Source organism: Pseudoglutamicibacter cumminsii, assembly GCF_003143995.1.
Taxonomy (GTDB): domain Bacteria; phylum Actinomycetota; class Actinomycetes; order Actinomycetales; family Micrococcaceae; genus Pseudoglutamicibacter; species Pseudoglutamicibacter cumminsii_B.
The window spans coordinates 20,133-40,921 of sequence record NZ_QFWG01000002.1; the positions used below are offsets into that span (position 1 = coordinate 20,133).

General features: G+C 61.6%; 19 protein-coding genes. 8 read left to right on the forward strand and 11 right to left on the reverse strand.

Annotation, left to right across the window (positions count from 1 at the left end; all coding sequences use genetic code 11):
- Positions 1 to 86 precede the first annotated feature (86 nt).
- Positions 87 to 356, reverse strand: coding sequence for a DUF4235 domain-containing protein (locus CAY35_RS01860; RefSeq protein ID WP_181377447.1), 270 nt, complete (start codon positions 354 to 356; stop codon positions 87 to 89).
- Positions 357 to 386: 30 nt separating this feature from the next.
- Entirely contained in the window at positions 387 to 1,385 is a 999-nt protein-coding gene (locus CAY35_RS01865; protein WP_109303095.1) for an aminotransferase class IV, read from the reverse strand.
- Positions 1,386 to 1,556: 171 nt separating this feature from the next.
- On the opposite strand from CAY35_RS01865, the gene cls reads away from it, so the two are divergent.
- Positions 1,557 to 3,035 (forward strand): cardiolipin synthase, encoded by a 1,479-nt coding sequence (gene cls / locus CAY35_RS01870; protein WP_109303096.1) that lies wholly within the window; start codon positions 1,557 to 1,559, stop codon positions 3,033 to 3,035.
- Between the two features lie 8 nt (positions 3,036 to 3,043).
- On the opposite strand, the gene CAY35_RS01875 is transcribed toward cls, so the two are convergent.
- Entirely contained in the window at positions 3,044 to 3,613 is a 570-nt protein-coding gene (locus CAY35_RS01875; protein ID WP_109303097.1) for a hypothetical protein, read from the reverse strand.
- Positions 3,589 to 4,158: a low molecular weight protein-tyrosine-phosphatase gene (locus CAY35_RS01880; RefSeq protein WP_109303098.1), complete on the reverse strand. Its 570-nt coding sequence runs from the start codon at positions 4,156 to 4,158 to the stop codon at positions 3,589 to 3,591. Before CAY35_RS01880 ends, CAY35_RS01875 begins: the two co-directional genes overlap by 25 nt.
- Before the next feature lie 200 nt (positions 4,159 to 4,358).
- On the opposite strand from CAY35_RS01880, the gene dnaK reads away from it, so the two are divergent.
- From dnaK to CAY35_RS01900, 4 genes are all read left to right on the forward strand, one after another.
- The gene (dnaK, locus tag CAY35_RS01885) at positions 4,359 to 6,212 is read left to right on the forward strand and encodes a molecular chaperone DnaK (protein ID WP_109303099.1); all 1,854 of its coding nucleotides are present in this window, start codon (positions 4,359 to 4,361) and stop codon (positions 6,210 to 6,212) included.
- An 11-nt stretch (positions 6,213 to 6,223) separates the two neighbouring features.
- A complete protein-coding gene (locus CAY35_RS01890; RefSeq protein WP_109303100.1) occupies positions 6,224 to 6,832 on the forward strand; it encodes a nucleotide exchange factor GrpE in 609 nt (202 codons plus the stop codon).
- A gap of 124 nt (positions 6,833 to 6,956) precedes the next feature.
- Positions 6,957 to 7,922: a DnaJ C-terminal domain-containing protein gene (locus CAY35_RS01895; protein WP_109303101.1), complete on the forward strand. Its 966-nt coding sequence runs from the start codon at positions 6,957 to 6,959 to the stop codon at positions 7,920 to 7,922.
- Positions 7,923 to 7,976: 54 nt separating this feature from the next.
- Positions 7,977 to 8,474, forward strand: a complete 498-nt coding sequence (locus CAY35_RS01900; RefSeq protein ID WP_101630323.1) for a heat shock protein transcriptional repressor HspR — start codon at positions 7,977 to 7,979, stop codon at positions 8,472 to 8,474.
- 97 nt (positions 8,475 to 8,571) lie between these two features.
- On the opposite strand, the gene CAY35_RS01905 is transcribed toward CAY35_RS01900, so the two are convergent.
- Both CAY35_RS01905 and trmB read right to left on the reverse strand, forming a co-directional pair.
- Entirely contained in the window at positions 8,572 to 10,638 is a 2,067-nt protein-coding gene (locus tag CAY35_RS01905) for a BCCT family transporter (protein ID WP_109303102.1), read from the reverse strand.
- Between the two features lie 88 nt (positions 10,639 to 10,726).
- The gene (trmB, locus tag CAY35_RS01910; protein WP_109303103.1) at positions 10,727 to 11,575 is read right to left on the reverse strand and encodes a tRNA (guanosine(46)-N7)-methyltransferase TrmB; all 849 of its coding nucleotides are present in this window, start codon (positions 11,573 to 11,575) and stop codon (positions 10,727 to 10,729) included.
- A gap of 222 nt (positions 11,576 to 11,797) precedes the next feature.
- Here trmB and clpB point away from each other — a divergent pair, with 222 nt between their 5' ends.
- From clpB to CAY35_RS01925, 3 genes are all read left to right on the forward strand, one after another.
- A complete protein-coding gene (clpB, locus tag CAY35_RS01915; protein WP_109303104.1) occupies positions 11,798 to 14,386 on the forward strand; it encodes an ATP-dependent chaperone ClpB in 2,589 nt (862 codons plus the stop codon).
- Positions 14,387 to 14,564: 178 nt separating this feature from the next.
- Entirely contained in the window at positions 14,565 to 14,792 is a 228-nt protein-coding gene (locus CAY35_RS01920) for a DUF3073 domain-containing protein (protein ID WP_109303105.1), read from the forward strand.
- 128 nt (positions 14,793 to 14,920) lie between these two features.
- On the forward strand, positions 14,921 to 15,952 hold the full coding sequence (locus tag CAY35_RS01925; RefSeq protein ID WP_109303106.1) for a Sir2 family NAD-dependent protein deacetylase: 1,032 nt from the start codon (positions 14,921 to 14,923) through the stop codon (positions 15,950 to 15,952).
- Positions 15,953 to 15,957: 5 nt separating this feature from the next.
- Here the strand turns inward: CAY35_RS01925 and purM are convergent, their stop codons facing one another.
- The 5 genes from purM to CAY35_RS01950 all read right to left on the reverse strand — a co-directional run bounded on the left by purM (position 15,958) and on the right by CAY35_RS01950 (position 20,751).
- Complete coding sequence (gene purM / locus CAY35_RS01930) at positions 15,958 to 17,100, reverse strand: phosphoribosylformylglycinamidine cyclo-ligase (protein ID WP_109303107.1); 1,143 nt, start codon at positions 17,098 to 17,100, stop codon at positions 15,958 to 15,960.
- A gap of 31 nt (positions 17,101 to 17,131) precedes the next feature.
- Positions 17,132 to 18,655 carry an amidophosphoribosyltransferase gene (gene purF / locus CAY35_RS01935; RefSeq protein ID WP_101630330.1) on the reverse strand — a complete coding sequence of 508 codons (1,524 nt, stop codon included), beginning with the start codon at positions 18,653 to 18,655 and terminating at the stop codon, positions 17,132 to 17,134.
- A gap of 86 nt (positions 18,656 to 18,741) precedes the next feature.
- Positions 18,742 to 19,131, reverse strand: coding sequence for a hypothetical protein (locus tag CAY35_RS01940; RefSeq protein ID WP_109303108.1), 390 nt, complete (start codon positions 19,129 to 19,131; stop codon positions 18,742 to 18,744).
- A gap of 52 nt (positions 19,132 to 19,183) precedes the next feature.
- Complete coding sequence (locus CAY35_RS01945; protein WP_109303282.1) at positions 19,184 to 19,564, reverse strand: sterol carrier family protein; 381 nt, start codon at positions 19,562 to 19,564, stop codon at positions 19,184 to 19,186.
- A 119-nt stretch (positions 19,565 to 19,683) separates the two neighbouring features.
- Positions 19,684 to 20,751 carry an asparaginase gene (locus tag CAY35_RS01950; RefSeq protein WP_109303109.1) on the reverse strand — a complete coding sequence of 356 codons (1,068 nt, stop codon included), beginning with the start codon at positions 20,749 to 20,751 and terminating at the stop codon, positions 19,684 to 19,686.
- Between the last annotated feature and the right edge of the window lie 38 nt (positions 20,752 to 20,789).

A 20,789-nucleotide genomic window follows, 5' to 3' on the forward strand; every position in this document is an offset into this window, starting at 1 on the left:
ACTGCTCCCCACGAGTTGGCCGCTGTTGACACAGCGCAACTCACGGGGAGCAGTCTAAGTTCGTCCGGGTTTCAGATCTCCGGGTTCTAGATCTCTTCCGGGTTGCTCTTGGAGCGCTTGGCGGCCTTCTTGGAGCCCTGCTCGATCGAGGTCTGGATCAACGCCATCATGCCGGCGGAGATCGCGGCGAAGAGCGCAACACGGGTTGCGGAGGCTTCCTCGCGGGCTTCCTTGTTCTTCTTCGTCGGGGCATCGGCGCCGGTCACCTGGAGCCACACATTCTCCAGGACCTTGGAGCCGACGATTCCCGCAACGAGGGAAAAGATGGACGCGAAAATCTTGTTCAAAGCATTCACAGGTTCCACACTACAGTGTTTGTTTCATCGCTACAGCGTTTGTTCAAGAGTGTGGGAAAGAACCTCATGCAATTCAGGGTCCATCGACACCTCTACGCCATCCACATGTGAGACCGGCCGGAGCATCCGAACCGAGCTCGCGAGCCACAAAGCATCGGCCGCGAGCAGGTCAGCGGGGCGCATCGGGACAGACTCGACCGCCCAGCCGTGAGCCTTCGCAGCCTCAGCGATCGCCGCGACCGTGGTGCCTGCGAGGCCGCCCGTTTCAACACCCGGGGTGCGCACCACAATCCGCCCAGGCTCTTCGGTGCTGCGGTATGCAGCAACCACGGAGGCCGTCAGTCCATCGAGTACGAGGCCGTCGCTCGTCACGAAGATCGCATCATCCGCGCCCTGGCTCTTGGCGTACGTCAACGCCGCGACATTCACCGCGTAGGAGAGCGTCTTCGCGCCGAGAAGTAGCCACGGGGCGCGCTGGGCCGCACCGGAATCGTAGCCGCGGTCCAGCGTCAGAACCTTGATCGGTTTAGGGTCCGGGTCCCGCGCCGGAACAGGGGAGAGGGTTACAAAACATGCAGCACCTGTGCCTGGGGCGCCGCGGGTGGCAACGCAACGGATCGACGCCTCGGGTTCGCCGTCCGGCTCCGCCTCTTCGTGGCTTGCGTTGGAATCTGCGTCCTGTGCCAAGAACGCTTCCAAGCCCAGCGCGATCGCACGCTCCCACACGTCAGCCGGCGGAATCTCGAGCGCGAGAGCTTCAGCGGAACGCTCCATCCGCGCCAAGTGCTCACCCACAGAACGGATCCGCCCACGCCTATACAACAACGTCTCGAACACGCCGTCCCCGCGCGTCACACCCGCATCATCGAGTCGCAACCACCCAGCCGCCGGATCAACGCAACGAGCAGACCAACCCGCCGTCGCATCGGAAGCAACCGCCGCATCGGAAGCAACCGCCGCATCGGGCGCCGCAACATCGCGTTCAATCCACACGCCGACCATCGATCGAGGCGCATTCTGCCGAGCCATAACCCCTCCACGCTCTAAACCGTCACACAGACCGTCACAAACGCCTGTCACAAAGGTTCATTGAGTCACAGCGTACTCGCGGCAAAGCGCCGACAGATAAAGTTACAGGTATTGGTTTATTGCAACCTCGGGCGAATCGATGGTTGCCGGCGGACGTGAGAGGACACCTGGATGGGCGATATCTGGCTCTTGCCAGCGAATTGGCCTGAATGGCTCACGTACTCGCTACTCACGGTGGATTTGCTGATCCGCATCGCGATGCTCGGCATTGTCCCGGGCGGGCGCCGCCCCACGACCGCGATGGCGTGGCTGCTTGCGATCTTCCTGTTGCCTTACGTGGGCCTCATCATTTTTTTGCTGTTCGGTTCGCACCGACTCAACAAGCCACGGCGTGAACGGCAAGAAGCAGTCAACCGGGAAATCATGAAGGCGGTGGGCCCGGATCCGCTCGATAAAGTTCCCGGTCACTTCCCGCGCTGGGTCACGAGTGTTTCCGAGCTCAACCAGAACCTGACGGGTTATCCGCTCGCCGGCGGTAACCGATTCCGTTTCGATGCCGACTACAAGAACATCATGAAGACGATGGCCGAGGACATCGACACGGCGACCGACTACGTGCACGTCGAGTTCTATATCGCGGGCGTTGATAAGGAATACACCGAGCCGGTGTTCCAAGCGCTTGAGCGGGCGTCGGTTCGCGGCGTCAAGGTGAGGTTCCTGTTCGACCAGATCGGTACCTGGCGTTTGCCTGGCTACCGGAAGATGAAAAAGCGCCTCACGAAAGCCGGCATCGAGTGGTATCGGATGCTGCCCATCGCGCCGTTCAAGTGGCGCTGGCGTCGCCCGGATCTACGCAACCACCGCAAGATCCTCGTGGTCGACGGCCGCATCGGCATGACGGGTTCGATCAACCTCATCGAACCGAGCTACCTGCGCCGTTCCGCGCACAAGCTCGGGCGCGAATGGATCGACATGATGGCCCGCATCGAAGGCCCCATGGTCGACCACCTGGACCTCGTTTTCGCAACCGACTGGTACCTTGAATCCGGTAATCAAGTGTTCGATCAGCTCCAGTTCTCCGAGCACGACCGCCCTGGCGATACGCTCGCTCAGATGATCCCTTCGGGCCCGGGTTACCCGCAGGAGAACAACTTGCGGATGTTCAACTCGCTCATCTATAACGCGAGAAGGCAGGTGCGCATCACGACGCCGTACCTGGTTCCCGATGATTCGTTGCTGTATTCGCTGACGACCGCGGCGCAGTCCGGGATTGACGTCGAACTGTATTTGTGCCGCGAAGGCGACAACAAGATCACCAACCACGCGCAACAGTCCTACTACGACACCTTGCTGGACGCCGGCGTGAAGATTTACCGGTACCCGTCCCCGGACGTTCTGCATTCCAAGTGCGTCACGGTCGATGACACGGTGGGGGTTTTCGGGTCGTCGAACATGGATATGCGTTCGTTCAGCCTCAACAACGAGATCACGATGTTGACCCTAGGTAGCGAATGCGTGGCCTCGCTCAACGCGATCATGGATTCGTATAAAGATAAGTCTGAGCTGTTGACGATGGAAGCGTGGGAAGCCCGCTCGCCAATGGCGAAGTGGTTGGATAACGTAGCGCGCCTCACTGCAGTCGTGCAGTAGCGCGCTGACTAAAGCTGTGCAGGAAGCGCTCCGACCCAGACGCGGGCCCGGGCGAGCACGTCGCCGCTCCCGTTGTCGACGTTGATGCTGATGTCGTTGGGGCCGTCGCTTGCGGTGGGTAGTTGCTCTTCTTGTGCGGCCCAGGTGTCCCAGTGGGGTGCGTAGGTTGCGCCGTCACGGGCGAGGGCGCGGTTTTTGCGGGTCGCGGTGTCGAGGGTCAGGGTGAGAGTCCCGGCGAGGAACCGCCGGGCGGCAGGATGCCCGGCTCCGACGCCTTCGAGGATGATGACGTCCGCCGGCCCTAGCGTGCGTGGGGCGTCGTGGCGTGAGGTGTACCAGTTCCAGGGCGTCCAGGTGACGTGGCCGTCGCGTGCCAAGGCGGGCAGTAGTTGCTGTGTGTAGGTTTCGAGGCCCGTGTGGAGGCCGTGCCAGCCCGGGTAGAGCTCGTCGAGATGCAACACATCAACGCTGCGGCCCTGTGCTTGCAACCATTCGGCCAGCTCGAGGCTCAGGTGAGTTTTCCCGGTTCCTGAGCGGCCGTCGACCGCGATGATTACCGGCTTGCTTCGCGTACCCATTCGATGATCCCTGGGAGCGCCGCGGTGATTTGCTCGCGTGTGGTTTCGAAGTCGCTCATGTCGCCGTACCACGGGTCTGCCATGCGCAGGTTGGTTTCGGGCTGGTTAGCGGCGCCGGGTTCGAAGGAGCGCACCATGCGGATGCGGGCCGGGTTGATCTCGGCTGGCGCGAGGGTGCGGAGGGTTTCGATGTGGCGGACGTCCGCGGCGAGGAACAGGTCGGTCTGTGCCCAGTCGCCCGCGTTGAGTTGGCGGGCCACGTGGCCTTTCGCTGTGAGGCCGAGGTCGTTCAGTATGCGTTCGGTGCGTGGGTCGGCAGGGTTGCCGGCTTCTTCGTCGGACGTTCCGCACGAGTCGACGCGCACGTTGCTGATGCCTGCTTGGGCGAGCGCGTCTTGGAGCATGTAGTGCGCCATCGCTGAGCGGCAGATGTTGCCGGTGCAAACGAAGAGAATCGTAAACGGTTCCTGGCCTTCACCAGAGGTGTGGTCCGCTTCAGCGTGCGAAGCCTGGTCCGCGGTGGTGGTTGAAGTGTTTTCCAGCATGACTCCAGCGTAGCCAAATCAAAGTTGAGCGCTCTCGACTCAGGATAAGTTGACAAGACTCGACTCATGTTACATACTTGAGTACAGATGGCTCAGGTTTGGAGATCCGATCGCTGGATCGATCGCCATGGAATCCAAGCGTTGAGTCGAATAGGCAACTGAAGGGCTGTTCGTTGAACGGCCGAAAGTGAGGAATTCATATGGCACGTTCTGTAGGTATTGACCTCGGTACTACTAACTCGGTGCTCTCCATCCTTGAGGCTGGCGAGCCAACCGTGATCGCTAACGCTGAAGGTTCGCGTACCACCCCATCGGTGGTTGCGTTCTCGAAGGGTGGCGAGGTCCTGGTGGGTGACATCGCTAAGCGCCAGGCCGTCAACAACGTTGACCGCACCATCTTCTCCGTCAAGCGCCACATGGGCACTGACTGGACCATCGACATCGATGACAAGAAGTACACCGCGCAGGAAATCTCTGCACGCATCTTGATGAAGCTCAAGCACGATGCGGAAGATTACCTCGGTGAAAAGGTCACCGACGCCGTGATTACGGTCCCTGCATACTTCAACGACGCTGAGCGTCAGGCAACCAAGGAAGCTGGCGAGATCGCGGGCCTCAAGGTGTCCCGCATCGTCAATGAGCCAACCGCGGCTGCACTGGCTTACGGCCTCGACAAGGGTCAGGAAGACGAACTCATCCTGGTGTATGACCTCGGTGGCGGTACGTTCGACGTCTCGCTGCTCGAAGTTGGCAAGGATGAAGACGGCTTCGCAACCATTCAGGTTCGCGCAACCGCAGGTGACAACCGCCTCGGTGGTGACGACTGGGATCAGCGCATCGTCGACTGGCTGCTCGAGTCCGCCAAGAGCAAGGGCGCTGACCTGTCCAACGACAAGATCGCTCTCCAGCGTCTGCGTGAAGCCGCAGAGCAGGCAAAGCGTGAGCTGTCCTCGGCAACCAGCACCAACATCTCGCTACAGTACCTCTCGGTGACCCCAGAGGGCCCAGTCCACTTGGACGAGCACCTGTCCCGCGCTAAGTTCCAGGACCTGACTTCGGATCTGCTTGAGCGGACCCGCAAGCCATTCAACGACGTCATCGCAGAAGCCGGCGTCAAGGTCAGCGACATTGCCCACGTCGTTCTCGTGGGTGGCTCGACCCGCATGCCAGCTGTTGCAGATCTCGTCAAGGAAATGGCGGGCAAGGAGCCAAACAAGGGCGTCAACCCAGACGAGGTTGTCGCGATGGGTGCGGCACTTCAGGCAGGTGTGCTCGCAGGTGAACGCAAGGACGTTCTGCTGATCGACGTGACCCCGCTCTCCCTCGGTATCGAGACCAAGGGTGGCGTCATGACCAAGCTGATCGAACGCAACACCGCGATCCCAACCAAGCGTTCCGAAACCTTCACGACCGCGGAAGACAACCAGCCATCCGTGTCGATTCAGGTCTTCCAGGGCGAGCGCGAGTTCACTCGCGACAACAAGCCACTGGGCACCTTCGAACTGACCGGCATCGCCCCGGCACCACGTGGCCTCCCACAGATCGAGGTGACCTTCGACATCGACGCTAACGGCATCGTGCACGTCTCCGCTAAGGACAAGGGCACCGGAACCGAGCAGTCCATGACCATCACCGGCGGCACCTCGCTGGATCAGTCGGACATCGACCGCATGGTCAAGGAAGCTGAAGAGCACGCTGCAGAGGACAAGGCACGCCGCGAGGCAGCCGAGACCCGCAACGCTGCAGAGTCCGCTGCTTACTCGGTGGACAAGCTCATCAAGGACAACGCTGACAAGCTGCCAGAGGACGTCAAGAACGAGGTCCAGGCTGACGTCGATGCGCTCAAGAAGGAACTTGAAACCCCAGAGGGCAACGACGACGAGGTCAAGGCTAAGTTCGAGAAACTGCAGCAGTCCCAGACCAAGCTGGGCGAGGCTCTGTATGCACAGGCTCAGTCTGAGGCTGGCGCTGAGGGCGCGGCTAACGCTGGCGGCTCGGATGACGACGACGTCGTAGACGCCGAGGTCGTTGACGAAGACGAAGACCAGAAGTGAGGTAGTGGCATATGTCGAACGAGGAGAAGAACCTAGGCGATCAGCAGCCTGAAGAGACGGGTGCGGAAGCGGCTCGCGACGAGCAGGCCCCTGAAACCCCGGTAGAGGGCGGAGCTGACACCGATGCGCTGGGCCAGGCTCAGCAGATCCTCGACGACGCCGCACGAGCCGAAGAGGCCTCCGCATCCGGCGAAATGGATGCGGAGGGCCTCGCGGCCGAATACAAAGAGGACCTCCAGCGGTTGCAGGCGGAGTTCACGAACTACCGCCGCCGTGTAGAGCGGGATAAGAAGAACGCTCACGATGAGGGCCTCAATAAGGCCGTGGCTAGCTTGATTCCGGTTTTGGATGATATCGATGCGGCTCGTGCTCATGGTGATCTGGAGGACGGACCGTTCGCGGCGATCGCCGACAAGCTGGAGCGTGCCCTGGGCAGCATCGGCTTTGAGCGGATCGACGAGACCGGTGTCGAGTTCGACCCGGCGATCCACGAGGCGATGCTCCGCCAGCCTGTTGAGGGTGTCCCGGAGGATCACGTGGGGCAGGTTTTCAGGATCGGCTTCAAACGCGGTGACCGTGTTCTGCGTGCAGCGCAGGTCATGGTTTCCACCGGTGAATAAAGCATGACGTGAAACAGTGTGGCGGCGGGTCTAGACGGAAGGTCTATTGAACCCGCCGCCGCCTGTTTCCACGGTTGTAGATACAGATTTTTAGAGATTTTGAGTGAGGCTAGGAGGCGTCACGATGGCCAGTCAAGACTGGGTCGAAAAAGACTTTTACGCGGCGCTGGGCGTCTCCAAGGACGCCAGTGAGGCCGACATTAAGAAGGCCTACCGGAAGTTGGCGCGCAAGTACCACCCGGATACAAACAAGGACAATCCCGAGGCTGAGAAGAAGTTCAAGGACATCTCAGAGGCCTATTCGGTTCTGAGCGATGAACAGCAGCGCAAAGAGTACGATGCGATCCGCGCCATGGGCTCGGGTGCCCGCTTTACCGCTGGTGGCGGTGGCGGCGGATTCGAGGACATCTTCGGCGATGTGTTCGGCGGTGGCGGGCAGCGTGTCCGTTACTCGACCGGCGGTGGTGGAGCTGGGTTCGAGGACATTTTGGGCGGCATGTTCGGTGGCGGCGGGGGAGGCTTCGGTGGCTTCCAGCAGCGTCCGCAACGTGGTGCTGACCGGAAGGCCGAGACCACGATCTCGTTCAAGGGATCGATCGAGGGCACGACCATCGGTTTGCGGACCCGCGAAGGCGAGGTCATCGAGATCCGCGTCCCTGCGGGCGTGCGTGATGGTCAGACGATCCGCGCGAAAGGCAAGGGTGAACCGGGGGCTGCAGGCGCAGGCGACCTGTTGGTGACCGTGCGCGTCAACGAGCATCCGTTCTTTAAACGCGACGGCAACGACATCACGGTTGAGGTCCCGGTGAGCTTCAACGAGGCCGCTTTGGGTGCCACGATTTCGGTTCCAACTATCTCCGGCGAAAACGTGCGGATGAAGGTTCCGGCGGGTAGCCCATCGGGCAAGCGCATGCGTTTGCGTGGCCGTGGCGTGAAGACGTCCAAGCGCACGGGCGACATGTACGTTGTGCTCAACATCGTGGTTCCGAAGGACCTTTCTGAGGAAGCGAAGAAGGCCGTCGAGGACTATGCGCAGGCTACTGCCGGCGATGATCCGCGGGCTAACATTGCTTCCCAAGCAAAGCTTTAAAGCCAGCACAGCGAAGCTCTAAGCACAGAGTTCAGGTAGCGGAAGGAGGCGTTGATGAACGCGTCATCAGGTAGAAAGCATGACCGTGGTTCCGGGCGGGACGGCGAATGGGACGCGCCTGTATTTGTGATTTCCGTTGCCGCTGAGCTCGCTCAGATGCACCCGCAGACGTTGAGGCAATACGACCGCCTTGGTTTGGTTGTGCCTCAGCGGCAGGCGGGTAAGCATCGCCGGTATTCGCAGAAGGATATCGACCGTTTGCGGCGCGTCCAGGAACTGTCTTCCGAGGGCGTCTCGCTTGAAGGCATCCGGCGGATGATCGGCCTGGAGAAGCGCGTTGAGGCGCTGTTGCAGCAGGTTGCTGAGCTGGAGCAAGACGTTGAGCGGTGGCGTGGCCGCGCCGAGGGCGTGGCGATCGCGGCGCAGCGAATCTTCGCGGCCGGCGCGTCAGGCGAGGTCGCGATCACCCGAACGGGACGCGACACCGACCGCCTACAGCAGCGTTCGATGCACGCGTGGGCTCAGTTGCAACTCATGCCGCCCGAAGACTAAGCGCTACAGCGCCCAACGCTTCAGTGCCTAAAAGCGGTGGTGGCCGGAGAGAATCTCTCTCCGGCCACCACCGTTTTATTCGCCCTTACCGGGGCCGTTAGTCCTTAGACGTTGCGTCCTTGGTTGGATCAACGTCCTTGCCGGCACCCGCATCGGAACCGGCTTCAGCATCGGCGGCTGGCTTTTTGTCGCCAGCGCCGATCTCGCCGACCTTCGGCTCGGTGACAGGCCCCGGGGTTTCTGGTTCGTAGCCGTCGTCCCAGGTTTCGGTTTCGTAGTCGTATCCGACTTCCGCGCCGGTCTCGTCGTGGCGCTGGTACCACTCGGTGACCTTCTCGGAGGTTGAATCGAAGTCTGCACCTGCACCGCGTCCGTCGCCGGAGTGGCGGACGGTCAGCTCGAAGTCGTCGCCGTACTTCTCGATACCGCGCACCACGGCGTTGGAGAGCATCGTGGACTCGTAGTCGCTGCGGATCGACGCCGGGTCGGTGCGCAGGTCCATGATGAACGCGACGATCATGAGCAGCAGGATGATGCAGAACGGTATCGCGATCAGGATCGTGAGGTTCTGCAGGCCGGTCAGCGAGGATTCGCCGCCGGAGAGCAGCATCACGGTCGCGATGCCCATCATCGCGAGGCCCCAGAAGATCACGACGAGCTTGTTAGGTGCCGGGTTGCCGCGGGACGAGAACGTGCCCATGATGACGGACGCGGAGTCCGCGGAGGTCACGAAGAAGATCGCTAGCGCAACCATGATGAGGAACGGCGTGACGTTCGCCAGCGGCAGCTTGTCGAACAGGTGGAACAGGATCGTCTGTGGCGAGTCGTCGGCGCTGATGCCTTCGATGCCCTGGCGCTTCATCCACATTGCGGCGCCACCGAAGATCGTGAACGCGAAGATCAGGATCGCGGTAGGGATGGCGATGACCACAAGGCAGAATTCGCGCAGGGTGCGGCCGCGGGAAATGCGGGCGATGAACGCGCCAACGAACGGGGTCCAGGCGACCCACCATGCGAAGTAGAACGCGGTCCAAGCGGACTGGAACTCAACGACGTCGGAACCCCATGAGAGCGACTTGCCCATCATCGAGAGGAACTCGTTGGCGTATTCGGTCACGCCGGATGGCAACAGGTTCAGCAGGAACAGGGTTGGGCCTGCGAAGAACACGAACAGGACGAGGCTCAACGTGAGCACGATGTTGGTCGTTGAGAGGTAGCGGATGCCTCGGGATACGCCGGAGACCGCGGAGATGATGAATGCCGCGGTCAGGACAGCGAGGATGATGATGAGGCCGTTGTTCGTGACGCGGCTTGCGCCGGAGACAATTTCTACGCCCTTACCGAGCTGGATCGCAGCAAGGCCGAGGGATGCCGCGGTGCCGAAGAGAGTTGCGATGATCGCGAACATGTCGACGAGGCGGCCAGCGAAGCCATCGGTCTGCTTGCCGAACAGGGAACGGAACACGCTCGAGATGAGGGTTACGCGGCCGCGGCGGTAGCTTGAGTACGCCATCGCGCCGCCGACGAGGGCGTACATGGCCCACGCGGAGATGCCCCAGTGGTAGGAGGACTGAGCGACAGCCATGTGGATTGCGCCCGGCGTTTCCGGCTCAACGCCGGTGAGCGGAGGCGGGGAAACGAAGTAGTAGAGCGGTTCGGATGCGCCGAAGAAGAAGATACCGACGCCGATGCCGGCACCGAACATCATGGCGACCCATGCGAAGCGGCTGAACTCAGGTTTTTCGCCGTCTTTACCGAGCCGGATCCGGCCGTAGCGGGAGAACGCGATGAACAGCATCGCGCCGATCGAAACCATGACGGTGATGTTGAGCAGCCAGCCCATGTTCTTCATGGTCCACGCGAACGCCACCGAGGAGACTTCGCCCACGGATTCGGGGCTCATGACACCCCACGCGACGAACGCGACGATGAGCACCGCGGTGATGCCGAAGACGAGCTTGTCGATCGAGAAGACGTGACGCTGTTCGTCAACGCCGATACCGGGTACCAGCCCCGGGTGGATGTTGTGAGGGTAGAGGCCTACGTGTGAAGAGCGGCCGCGGGTGAGGGGATTGCCTCGTTTCTGCGGTGCTTTCTTGGTCTTCGTTGGGCTCTCACCCTGCTGTGGACGGTCGGTCTTTTCGGGGCTGGGTTTATTACTCATGCCAAATCCGTAAAACGGTTCCTCAGATTGGGTGCGTATGTGCAACCTCTCAGATTACCCGAATGTAGCGGGCGTTGCCTCGAACCGCTTAGATCTTGCGGGCCGTGAGGTCGAAGATCTTACGACCGACCTTGTGGGCTTTCGCCTCGAAGCTCGTGAGGGTTCGGCCCTCGAAACGTGGGGCCCAGCCGCCGCGGGTGTCGATGAATTCGGGGTCGGCTTCGTGTTTTTCGGCGTCGACGCGGCGGATCGCAGTCAGCGGTGATTCTTCGCCGCCGCGCTCGCCGGCGTGCAGGTTTTCGAAGTGCGGGCTGTTGTCGATGACGTCGCGCATCTGCTCGGCGTAGTTGGACCAGTCGGTCGCCAAGCGCCAGGTTCCGCCGGGTTTGAGGACGCGAGCCGCGCGTTCCGCGAAGGCGTCGGTGATGAGGCGGCGCTTGTGGTGCTTGGTCTTATGCCACGGGTCGGAGAAGAAGATCCAGAGTTCGCTCACGGATTCCGGGGCGAGCGCTACGTCGAGGACTTCGGGTGCGTTGGCTTGGATCGCGCGCACGTTATCGAGCTCGAGCTTTTCGATCCGCTCCATGAGCTTGGCTAGCCCCGGCGTGTAGACCTCGACGGCGAGGAAGTTGGTCTTGGGATTGTTGTGTGCCGCGTGCGCGATGGCTTCGCCGAGCCCGGTTCCGATTTCTACGATGAGTGGGCGTTCGGGGTGCGGGAAGTGGGAAAGGACGTCGATGTTCGCGTCCGGGTGGATCGATGTGGCCGCGTGGTGGCGGGGTACGTCGATCAGGATCGTGTCACGCAGCGTGTCCCACACCCGCTGCTGCGCGTTGGTCATGCGTTCTCCGCGACGGACGAACGATACGGGTTCGGCGCGGAAGTATGTTGGGTCGGTTTCTGCGAGGCCTGGGCGTGGCTGGGGTTTGGGACTCATGTCTTTAAGACTAAGCCGCGGCAGGGGTAAGCGGCGAAATCGAGCGTTCGCATCACCCACCATCGTGCTGTTTCCGTGGGTTCAGTGCTGTTTCCGCGGATTCAAAGAAACCTCTGAAAAGTGGTTCCTCCGTGGGAATAATTCCTACCAATTAGAAGTTGAGTTAGGTAGACTCAAGTTTAAAGGCCAAGGGCTCCGGAAGGAGCAGGAAAGGGGTTTGGCGTGGATACGAATTTGACGACTAAAAGCCAGGAGGCGCTCTCCGCGGCGAGCATGAATGCCGCGACTGCCGGTAACCCGAATCTTGAGCCGGTGCACCTTTTGAAGGCGCTCATGGATCAGAGGGAATCGGTGGCCGTAGCTGTATTGAAGTCGGCTGGGGCGGATCCTGATGCGGTGTCGGTTGCGGCGTCGACGGCGATCCGCAAGTTGCCGAAGGCTTCGGGGACTTCGGTTGCTCAGGCGCAGGCTTCGCGGCAGATGTTGCAGGTTATTTCTGCGGCTCGGCAGGCGGCGCAAGCGAACGGGGATCAGTTTGTTTCGACTGAGCACCTGTTGCTCGGACTGGCTGCGGATGCCGGCGAGGCTGGCGTCGCGTTGCGGGACAACGGTGCTTCAGCTGAAGCGCTCAAGGCCGCGATGGTGAGCGTGCGTGGGGACCGGAAGGTTGATTCGCAGGATCCGGAGGGTAGCTTCCAGGCTCTGGATAAGTACGGTACGGACCTCACGGAGGTCGCTCGCAAGGGTGATCTTGACCCGGTGATCGGCCGTGATCAGGAGATCCGCCGCGTGATTCAGGTGCTTTCGCGCCGGACTAAGAACAACCCGGTTCTGATTGGTGAGCCGGGCGTGGGTAAGACCGCGGTGGTTGAGGGCCTTGCGTTGCGCATGGTGGCCGGCGATGTGCCGGAGTCCCTGCGCGGTAAGAAGCTCATCTCGCTGGATCTTGGTGCGATGGTCGCGGGCGCTAAGTACCGCGGCGAGTTCGAAGAGCGGCTCAAGGCTGTGCTTGAGGAGATCAAGCAGGCTGAGGGCGGCATCGTGACGTTCATCGATGAGATTCACACGATGGTCGGCGCGGGTGCGTCTGAAGGCTCGATGGATGCGGGCAACATGCTTAAGCCGATGCTTGCGCGCGGTGAGCTGCGCCTGATCGGTGCCACGACGCTGGATGAGTACCGCGAGAACATCGAGAAGGACGCCGCTCTGGAGCGTCGTTTCCAACAGGTTTTCGTGGGTGAGCCGTCGGTCGATGACTCGATTGCGATCCTGCGTGGCCTCAAGGAACGCTACGAGGCGCACCATAAGGTTGCTATCGCTGACTCGGCGCTGGTTGCTGCGGCAACGCTTTCGGACCGCTACCTCACGGGCCGTCGCCTTCCGGACAAGGCGATTGACCTCGTGGATGAGGCCGCATCGCGTCTGCGTATGGAGATCGACTCCGCTCCGGAGGAGATCGACGTGTTGCGCCGTTCGGTTGACCGTTTGACGATGGAGGAGCTGGCTCTCAAGGATGAGACGGATTCGGCATCGGTTGAGCGGTTGGCTGCTCTGCGTGAGGAGATGGCTGATCAGAAGGAAGAGCTCGAGGCGTTGACTCTGCGGTGGGAGGAAGAGAAGACTTCCCTCAACGAGGCCGGCGATATTCGCGCTCAGATCGATGATCTGCGTAGCCAGGCTGATGTGGCTCAGCGTCAGGGCGATCTGGGGGAGGCTTCCCGAATCCTGTACGGCGAGATCCCGCAGCTCGAGGCCAAGCTCGTCAAGGCTGAGGAGAAGGCTGAGCATGATCGTCAGGATCGGATGGTTTCCGAGGAGGTTACCGCCGATGACGTCGCTGAGGTGATCTCTTCGTGGACTGGCATTCCTGCCGGGCGCATGCTCGAGGGTGAATCGCAGAAGCTCCTGCATATGGAAGAGAACGTTGGTAAGCGTTTGATCGGCCAGAAGCAGGCTGTTGCGGTGATCTCCGATGCGGTGCGTCGTAGCCGCGCTGGCTTGTCTGACCCTAACCGCCCGACGGGTTCGTTCTTGTTCCTCGGACCTACGGGCGTGGGTAAGACGGAGCTTGCTAAGTCGCTTGCTGATTTCCTCTTCGATGATGAGCGTTCGATGGTCCGCATCGACATGTCGGAGTATTCCGAGAAGCACGCGGTGTCCCGTTTGGTTGGTGCCCCTCCGGGTTACGTCGGTTACGACGAGGGTGGCCAGTTGACGGAAGCTGTGCGTCGTAGGCCTTATTCGGTTGTTTTGCTGGATGAGGTTGAGAAGGCTCACCCTGAGGTTTTCGACATCCTGTTGCAGGTTCTTGATGATGGCCGGCTCACGGATGGCCAGGGTCGCACGGTTGATTTCCGCAACGTGATCTTGGTGATGACGTCGAACCTGGGTTCTCAGTTCTTGGTTGATCAGACCATGGAGCCTGAGGCTCAGAAGAAGGCGGTCATGGACGTGGTTGAGGCGTCCTTCAAGCCGGAGTTCTTGAACCGCTTGGATGAGATCGTCATGTTTGATCCGCTCTCGCTTGATGATTTGTCGAAGATCGTGGACCTTCAGGTGCATCAGTTGGAAGAGCGGTTGGCTGACCGTCGTTTGACGTTGGATGTTACGCCTGCGGCTCGCGAGTGGCTTGCGTTGACGGGTTATGACCCTGCGTATGGTGCTCGTCCGTTGCGCCGCTTGGTTCAGCGTGAGATTGGCGACCAGTTGGCTCGCAAGATTCTTGCGGGTGAGGTGCTCGATGGCGATACGGTTCTCGTGGATCGTGCGGCTGACGACGCCGATGGCTTGGTGATTGAAGCCAAGCACTGACCGGTCACTGTATTGCACGGAACCCCTGTGTACTGCGTCTCGCTTCGCAGTGCATAGGGGTGTACGTGTAGAATTGGACTCACGAAACATTTGTAGATCATCCACTGGGGCCTCTCGGGTGCTGGATTCTCAGCCGCCGGGACTTCCCCAGGTGAAGAGCGGAAGAGGGGGTCACGCCATGGGGCGCGGCCGTCAGAAGGCTAAGGCAACACGTCAGGCCCGGGAGATGAAGTACTTCACCCCGGGCACCGATTTGAGTGCTCTCGAGCGCGAGCTAGGTATCGGGGGTTCTCAGAACTCGCGAGACTACTCTGAAGAGCAGTACGAGGATGACCCATACGCGGATCTTGCTGCCCGCTATGGCGCCTTTGATGATGACGACGATGAGGACGATCGTCGATATTGATCGCTTCCCCGCTGGTGAGTGGGTTTAACGTCGTGTGAGAGGCCGCTGGAACCTGGTTGGTTCGGCGGCCTCTCGCTTTTCTGTGAGTCTGTTTTTCTGTTCCGTCTGTGGATGCTGGGGAGGGTTCGATGCCTGATAACGCTCGTAACGCCGGTAGCGCTGGCAACGCTGCCCTTGAGGGCGTGACGCCTCTGCCTCGTTGGAGTGAGGAGCAGACGGCGTTTACGGATAACCCTCGCGTGGCTGATGCGCATAAGGCCGCGTTGCGTTCGCTTGAGCGTGCGGTGGGTCATAGTGCTGACCCGACCCCGGATGATGAGGCCCGCGAGGCCGTGACGGCGATGTTGAGCTGCGGCCGGGTCTTGGTTTTGACGGGCGCCGGTATTTCCACGGATTCGGGGATCCCTGATTACCGGGGTCCGCAGGGTTCGTTGCGTCGCACGCGTCCGATGACGGTTCAGGAGTTCCGTGCAGACCCGGCTGCGCGCAAGCGGTATTGGGCACGGGCTTTCATTGGGCACCGGCTGATGAATCAGGCACGCCCTAATCTGGGTCACCGTGTACTGGCTGAATGGCAGCGCCGCGGCTTGCTTTCGGGGATCGTGACGCAGAACGTGGATGGCTTGCACGAGGAAGCGGGCGCCACGGACGTGATCGCGTTGCATGGTGATATGACGCAGGTCGAATGCCTTGATTGCGGCGCCACGGAGCCGCGGGAGGTGTACGAGGTTCGCCTCGAGGCCGCTAACCCTGGCTACCGCGAATCGGTCACGGTCCGGGACGCCTACGTGAACCCTGATGGCGATGTGTCACTGTCCGATGCGGATGTGGCTCGCTTCAACACGGTGGGTTGCGCTGTGTGCGGTTCGGAGAAGATGAAGCCTTCGGTCGTGTACTTCGGTGAGAACGTTCCGAAGGGGCGCCGCGAGCGCGTCGAGAAGTTGAAGGCGGAATCCGATGCGCTGCTTGTGATTGGTAGCTCGCTTGCCGTGATGTCGGGTTACCGTTTTGTGCTTGATGCGATCAAGCGCGGCCAGCCCGCGGCGACGATCACCGCGGGCCCAGGCCGCGCCGACGACAAGGTCGATGTGCTGTGGCGAACACTCGCAACTCCGGCCCTGCTTGAGGTTGAGGCTCAGCTGCTGCGTTCGCACAGCTGAGTTAGCTAGTTCGCGTAGTTGCCGACGAGGCGAACAGCGCCGCCGTCGACGCCCTTAGCGCCCTGGACGGTTGCTTCGTCAGCGCGGATCTCGTCGGTGAGTTCGGTGACTTCACCCATGTCCCACGCCTGCAGGCCGCGCGCGTTGAGGTGTGCGATCGCATCCGCCGCCGCATCTGGGGCGACGATCGCGACCATGCCGACACCCACGTTGAGGGTGCGCTCGAGGTCGTCCTGCGGCACCTTGCCGAGCTGGCTGATGAGCGAAAAGATTGGCGGGAGCTCCCAGGTGCCGCGGTCCACAGTGGCCGCGAGGCCGGTCGGGAGGACACGGGCGAGGTTCGCGGCCAAGCCGCCGCCAGTCACGTGCGAGAAGCCGCGCAGAGGCGCCTCAGGGGACTCGGGCTCGGTGTTGAGCGTACGCATGAGGGACAAGCAGTCGCCAGCGTAGACGCGGGTCGGCTCGAGCAGCTCTTCACCCAGGGTGCGGCCCAACTCGGTGACCTCACGGTTCAGGTCCCAGCCGGCAGCGTGGATCACGCGGCGGACCAGGGAGTAGCCGTTCGAGTGAATACCGGAGGAAGCCATAGCGATCACGCGGTCGCCAGCCTTGACGCGTTCAGGGCCGAGCATCGCATCAGCCTCAACAACACCGGTAGCGGCACCCGCCACATCGTACTCATCCGGGCCGAGCAGGCCAGGGTGCTCAGCGGTCTCGCCGCCAACGAGCGAGGTGCCAGCCAAGCGGCAGCCCTCCGCGATACCGGAAACGATCGCGGCGATCCGCTCAGGAACAACCTTGCCGCACGCGATGTAGTCAGTCATGACGAGCGGCTCAGCGCCGACCACCACGATGTCATCAACAACCATGCCGACGAGGTCGAAACCGATCGTGTCATGCTTATCCATGGCCTGAGCGATCGCGACCTTGGTACCTACACCATCGGTCGAGGAAGCCAGCAGCGGGCGCTTGTACTTCAGCAGCGCCGACGCGTCGTACATGCCCGCGAAGCCGCCCACGCCACCCACAACAGCGGGGGAGTGGGTTGCCTTAACGGAGGCCTTCATCAGCTCGACCGCACGGTCGCCGGCCTCAACGTCCACACCAGCATCGGCATAGGTAATGGGTTGCTGATCAGAGGAGCTCATGGAGTTTCAGTTCCTTTGTTTGGAGGTCAGGCTAGGACTCAGTGGTGGAGAGAGCCTGCGCACGTTTCTCTAGGATTTCCGGGTGGCGGCCTGGGTCACGTTCGTTGATCTCCGGGCCGAGGTCTTTATAGTCAGGGAGCGCGATGGGGTACTCGCCGGTGAAGCACGCGGTGCACAGCTTTTCGCGTGGCTGTTCGGTCGCCGCGATCATGCCTTCTTCTGAAATATAGGCTAGAGAGTCAGCGCCGATCGACTGCGCGATCTGCTCTTCGTCGGCGCCGTTAGCGATGAGCTCGGCGCGGGTCGCGAAGTCGATTCCGTAGAAGCACGGCCACTTGACCGGCGGGGAGGAAATCTTGACGTGCACTTCCGCAGCACCAGCTTCACGCAGGGAGCGCACGACGGCGCGCTGAGTGTTACCGCGCACGATCGAATCGTCAACAACCACGACGCGCTTGCCGCGGATCACGGACTCCATAGCGTTGAGCTTGAGCTTGATGCCGAGCTGACGCAGCGTCTGCGTCGGCTGGATGAATGTGCGGCCCACGTAGGCGTTCTTGACGAACCCGTGTGCGAACGGGATCCCTGAGGCTTCCGCGTAGCCGATCGCGGCAGGCGTGCCGGACTCCGGGACAGGAATCACGATGTCTGCCTCGGCGGTGTTCTCGCGGGCCAGGACTCGGCCCATTTCAACGCGGGACTCATAGACGTTACGGCCCTTGATCGTCGCGTCAGGGCGAGCCAAGTAAACGTATTCGAAAACGCAGCCAGCGCGCTGCTTTTTAGCGAAACGCCGGGTGCGCACACCGTTCGCGTCGATCGCAACCATTTCGCCCGGCTTGATCTCACGGATCACGCTCGCACCCACGGTGGCGAGGGCGGCCTGCTCGCTCGCGACAACCCAGCCGCGCTCAAGCCGTCCCAGAACCAGCGGGCGGACACCCCACGGGTCACGTGCGGCATACAGCGTGTGCTCGTCCATGAACACGAGCGAGAACGCGCCACGCAGACGAGGCAGTAGCTCAGCGATCGTGTCTTCAAGCGAATCGTGCGCGTCGTTATCCAGGAGCGCGGTGATCAGAGCGGTGTCCGTCGTGTTACCTGCGCGGATCTCACCTTTGGTTTCTTCGCCGTGCAACTCACCGATCAAGCGGGACAGCTCGCGAGTGTTCGTGATGTTGCCGTTGTGCGCGAGCGCAACCGTGCCGTACGGGGTCGGCCCCAGCGTCGGCTGAGCGTTAGCCCACTTATTGGCGCCCGTCGTCGAATAGCGGCAGTGGCCCACAGCCATATCGCCGGACAACGCGTTGAGGGTGTTCTCATCGAAAATGTGCGAAACCAAACCAATGTCTTTGTACACATTGATGCGTTCGCCGGTCGAAACCGCGATACCGGCGGATTCTTGTCCGCGGTGCTGCAGAGCGTAGAGACCGTAATACGCGAGCTTCGCTACGTCCTCACCCGGCGCCCACACGCCGAAAACGCCGCACTCTTCTTGTACGCGACGTTCGTCAGGGAGGAGGTCATGATTGAGCATTCCGTTGCCACGAGCCATGCCGCCTATTTTGTCACACTACGGCAGTCGGTAAATACCAAAAGACCAGCGGTGCAGAATAGGGCGGCGAATGGTGGCGCTGAATGCTACTCGTTTGTCGTTTCAGCCCCGTCGGCAGAGCTTTCCTTGACGGCATAAATGTGTTTGGTGCGTTTGCGGCCCACGCGGTCGAAAATCAGGAAAACGATCGCGCCGATTCCAACGCCGATGATCGCGAAGAGGACCGCGAGGAAGCCGAAGACGCTGCCCATCGAGTGTTCCTCGGTTCCGCCGCCCAGCCACGCAGAGATCAGCGCAACGATCACACCGAGTGCGCCACCGGTCACCATGAACGCACCAGGCTTAGGTGCAACACGAACCTCAAACTCGACAGGCTCAGCGGTTGCGGCCTGCGGGCGGGCTTCTTCAGCACGCGCAGGGACAGGCTGTGCGGACGGCGCGTGGTTGTCGGTGTTCTCAGTGGGCTGATCAGTCATAGGGATAAGCCTACCCACCAGCTCCGCTGGCCAACTAACCCAGCTCTGAGCGCTAGTTAGTCACTGACGCTTCGCACAGCGGGAAGTACTCGCTCAAGTCACTGCGAGTGCCGGACGCGTCCACGAGTCCGCGTTCCAGAGCATCGGCCCATTCGAGCGAACCTGTACCGAGCTGGAGCCACGTGTCTGGGGTCATCTCCACAACATTCGGTGGGGTTCCGCGCTTATGGGACGTGCCCTCGATGCACTGAACAGCGCCGTGTGGAGGAACGCGAACCTCAACCGAACCACCGGGAGCTTTCTCAGCGAGAAGCTGTAACACATAGCGGACCGCGATTGCTTCCGTCTTCTTATCGAGGCTCTGACGGTCATTCCGCCACGCAGCAACCGCAGCTTCGCCCTGCTCAACCGAGATCTTACGTTTCTGTGCCACATGAACCTCCATAAGGCTCCTCAGGCAACCGCCCTGGCGCGGCCACCGGGACCGGGAGCCGCCAGAAAACTAGCGGCAACCCTACTCCCAGCATATGTGGTTTATGTGACCAAGCGCACCTATGCGCGACTCAATTGCGTCACCGAAGCCGAACTGCGGACCTCACCCACCGGCGCACCGCCACCCAAAACAGGCTTATCCATCTCATCCAACGCGGCCGCCACCACATCGGAATCGGCAAGGCCCAACGCAACCAAAGCATCCAAACCGACACGCGTGTTTGCGCGGTCACCGCCGTCGAGCATCTTCAAAGCCAAGCCATAGCCGTCCTTGGTGCCCAAAACCAACACAGCCTCAGCGCCCAGCTTGGCGACCACGCCAGTGCGCTGCATCGTGACGGTGTTCTCCTCGCCCTCGCCGTGAACAGCCCACGGATGAGCCAACATCGCAGGAGCGATCCGCGCCCACATCGCCGCATCATCGTCGGTGAAGCCGTGCCCCTCAGGCAAGGTACCGGATACCAGACGGGCGACCGCCCGCGCGAGTGCCGTGACCGTCAGCTGCGGGGCCGGAGCGCCGCAACCATCGACGCCCACGACGCCCAGCGGAGCTCCACCCAAAACCTCCAGGAGATGCAGGGCATCCTTCTGAACGGGATGCTCCGGGTCAAGATACGAGCCCGTATCCACGCCCGAGGCGACCGCGGCCTTCAAGAACCCTGCGTGCTTACCCGAGCAGTTGAACGCGAGCTTATCCGGCCCAGCATCCTGCTTGATCCGGTCCCGGCGCGCCTGCGCATCACGAGGCATCGCATCCGGGCACTTCAACGCGCCAGCATCCAAACCGGCCTCACGCAGAATCCGCTCAGCCAACTCCTGATGCCTCACCCCACCCTGGTGAGACGCACACGCCAACGCGAGCTCCTCATCGTCCAGCTCGGCGCCAGCGCGTAGCGACGCGAACGCCTGGAACGGCTTGAGCGTCGAGCGAGGGAAAATCAGCGCCTCAGGATCACCCAGCGAAGACACCAACTCACCGTCAGGGCCAACAACCGCGAGCACGCCGAGGTGGCGGGATTCAACGGCGCCGTTGCGGGTCACATGAGCGAGCTCGACGACGTCCGCGGCCGTGATCGAACGGTCCGGGTTGTAGTGCGGATCAGCAGAAGCAAAAGTGTCGGAAGTCATACAGCCAGGGTAATGCACCGCATGCTGGGGCCGCGTGG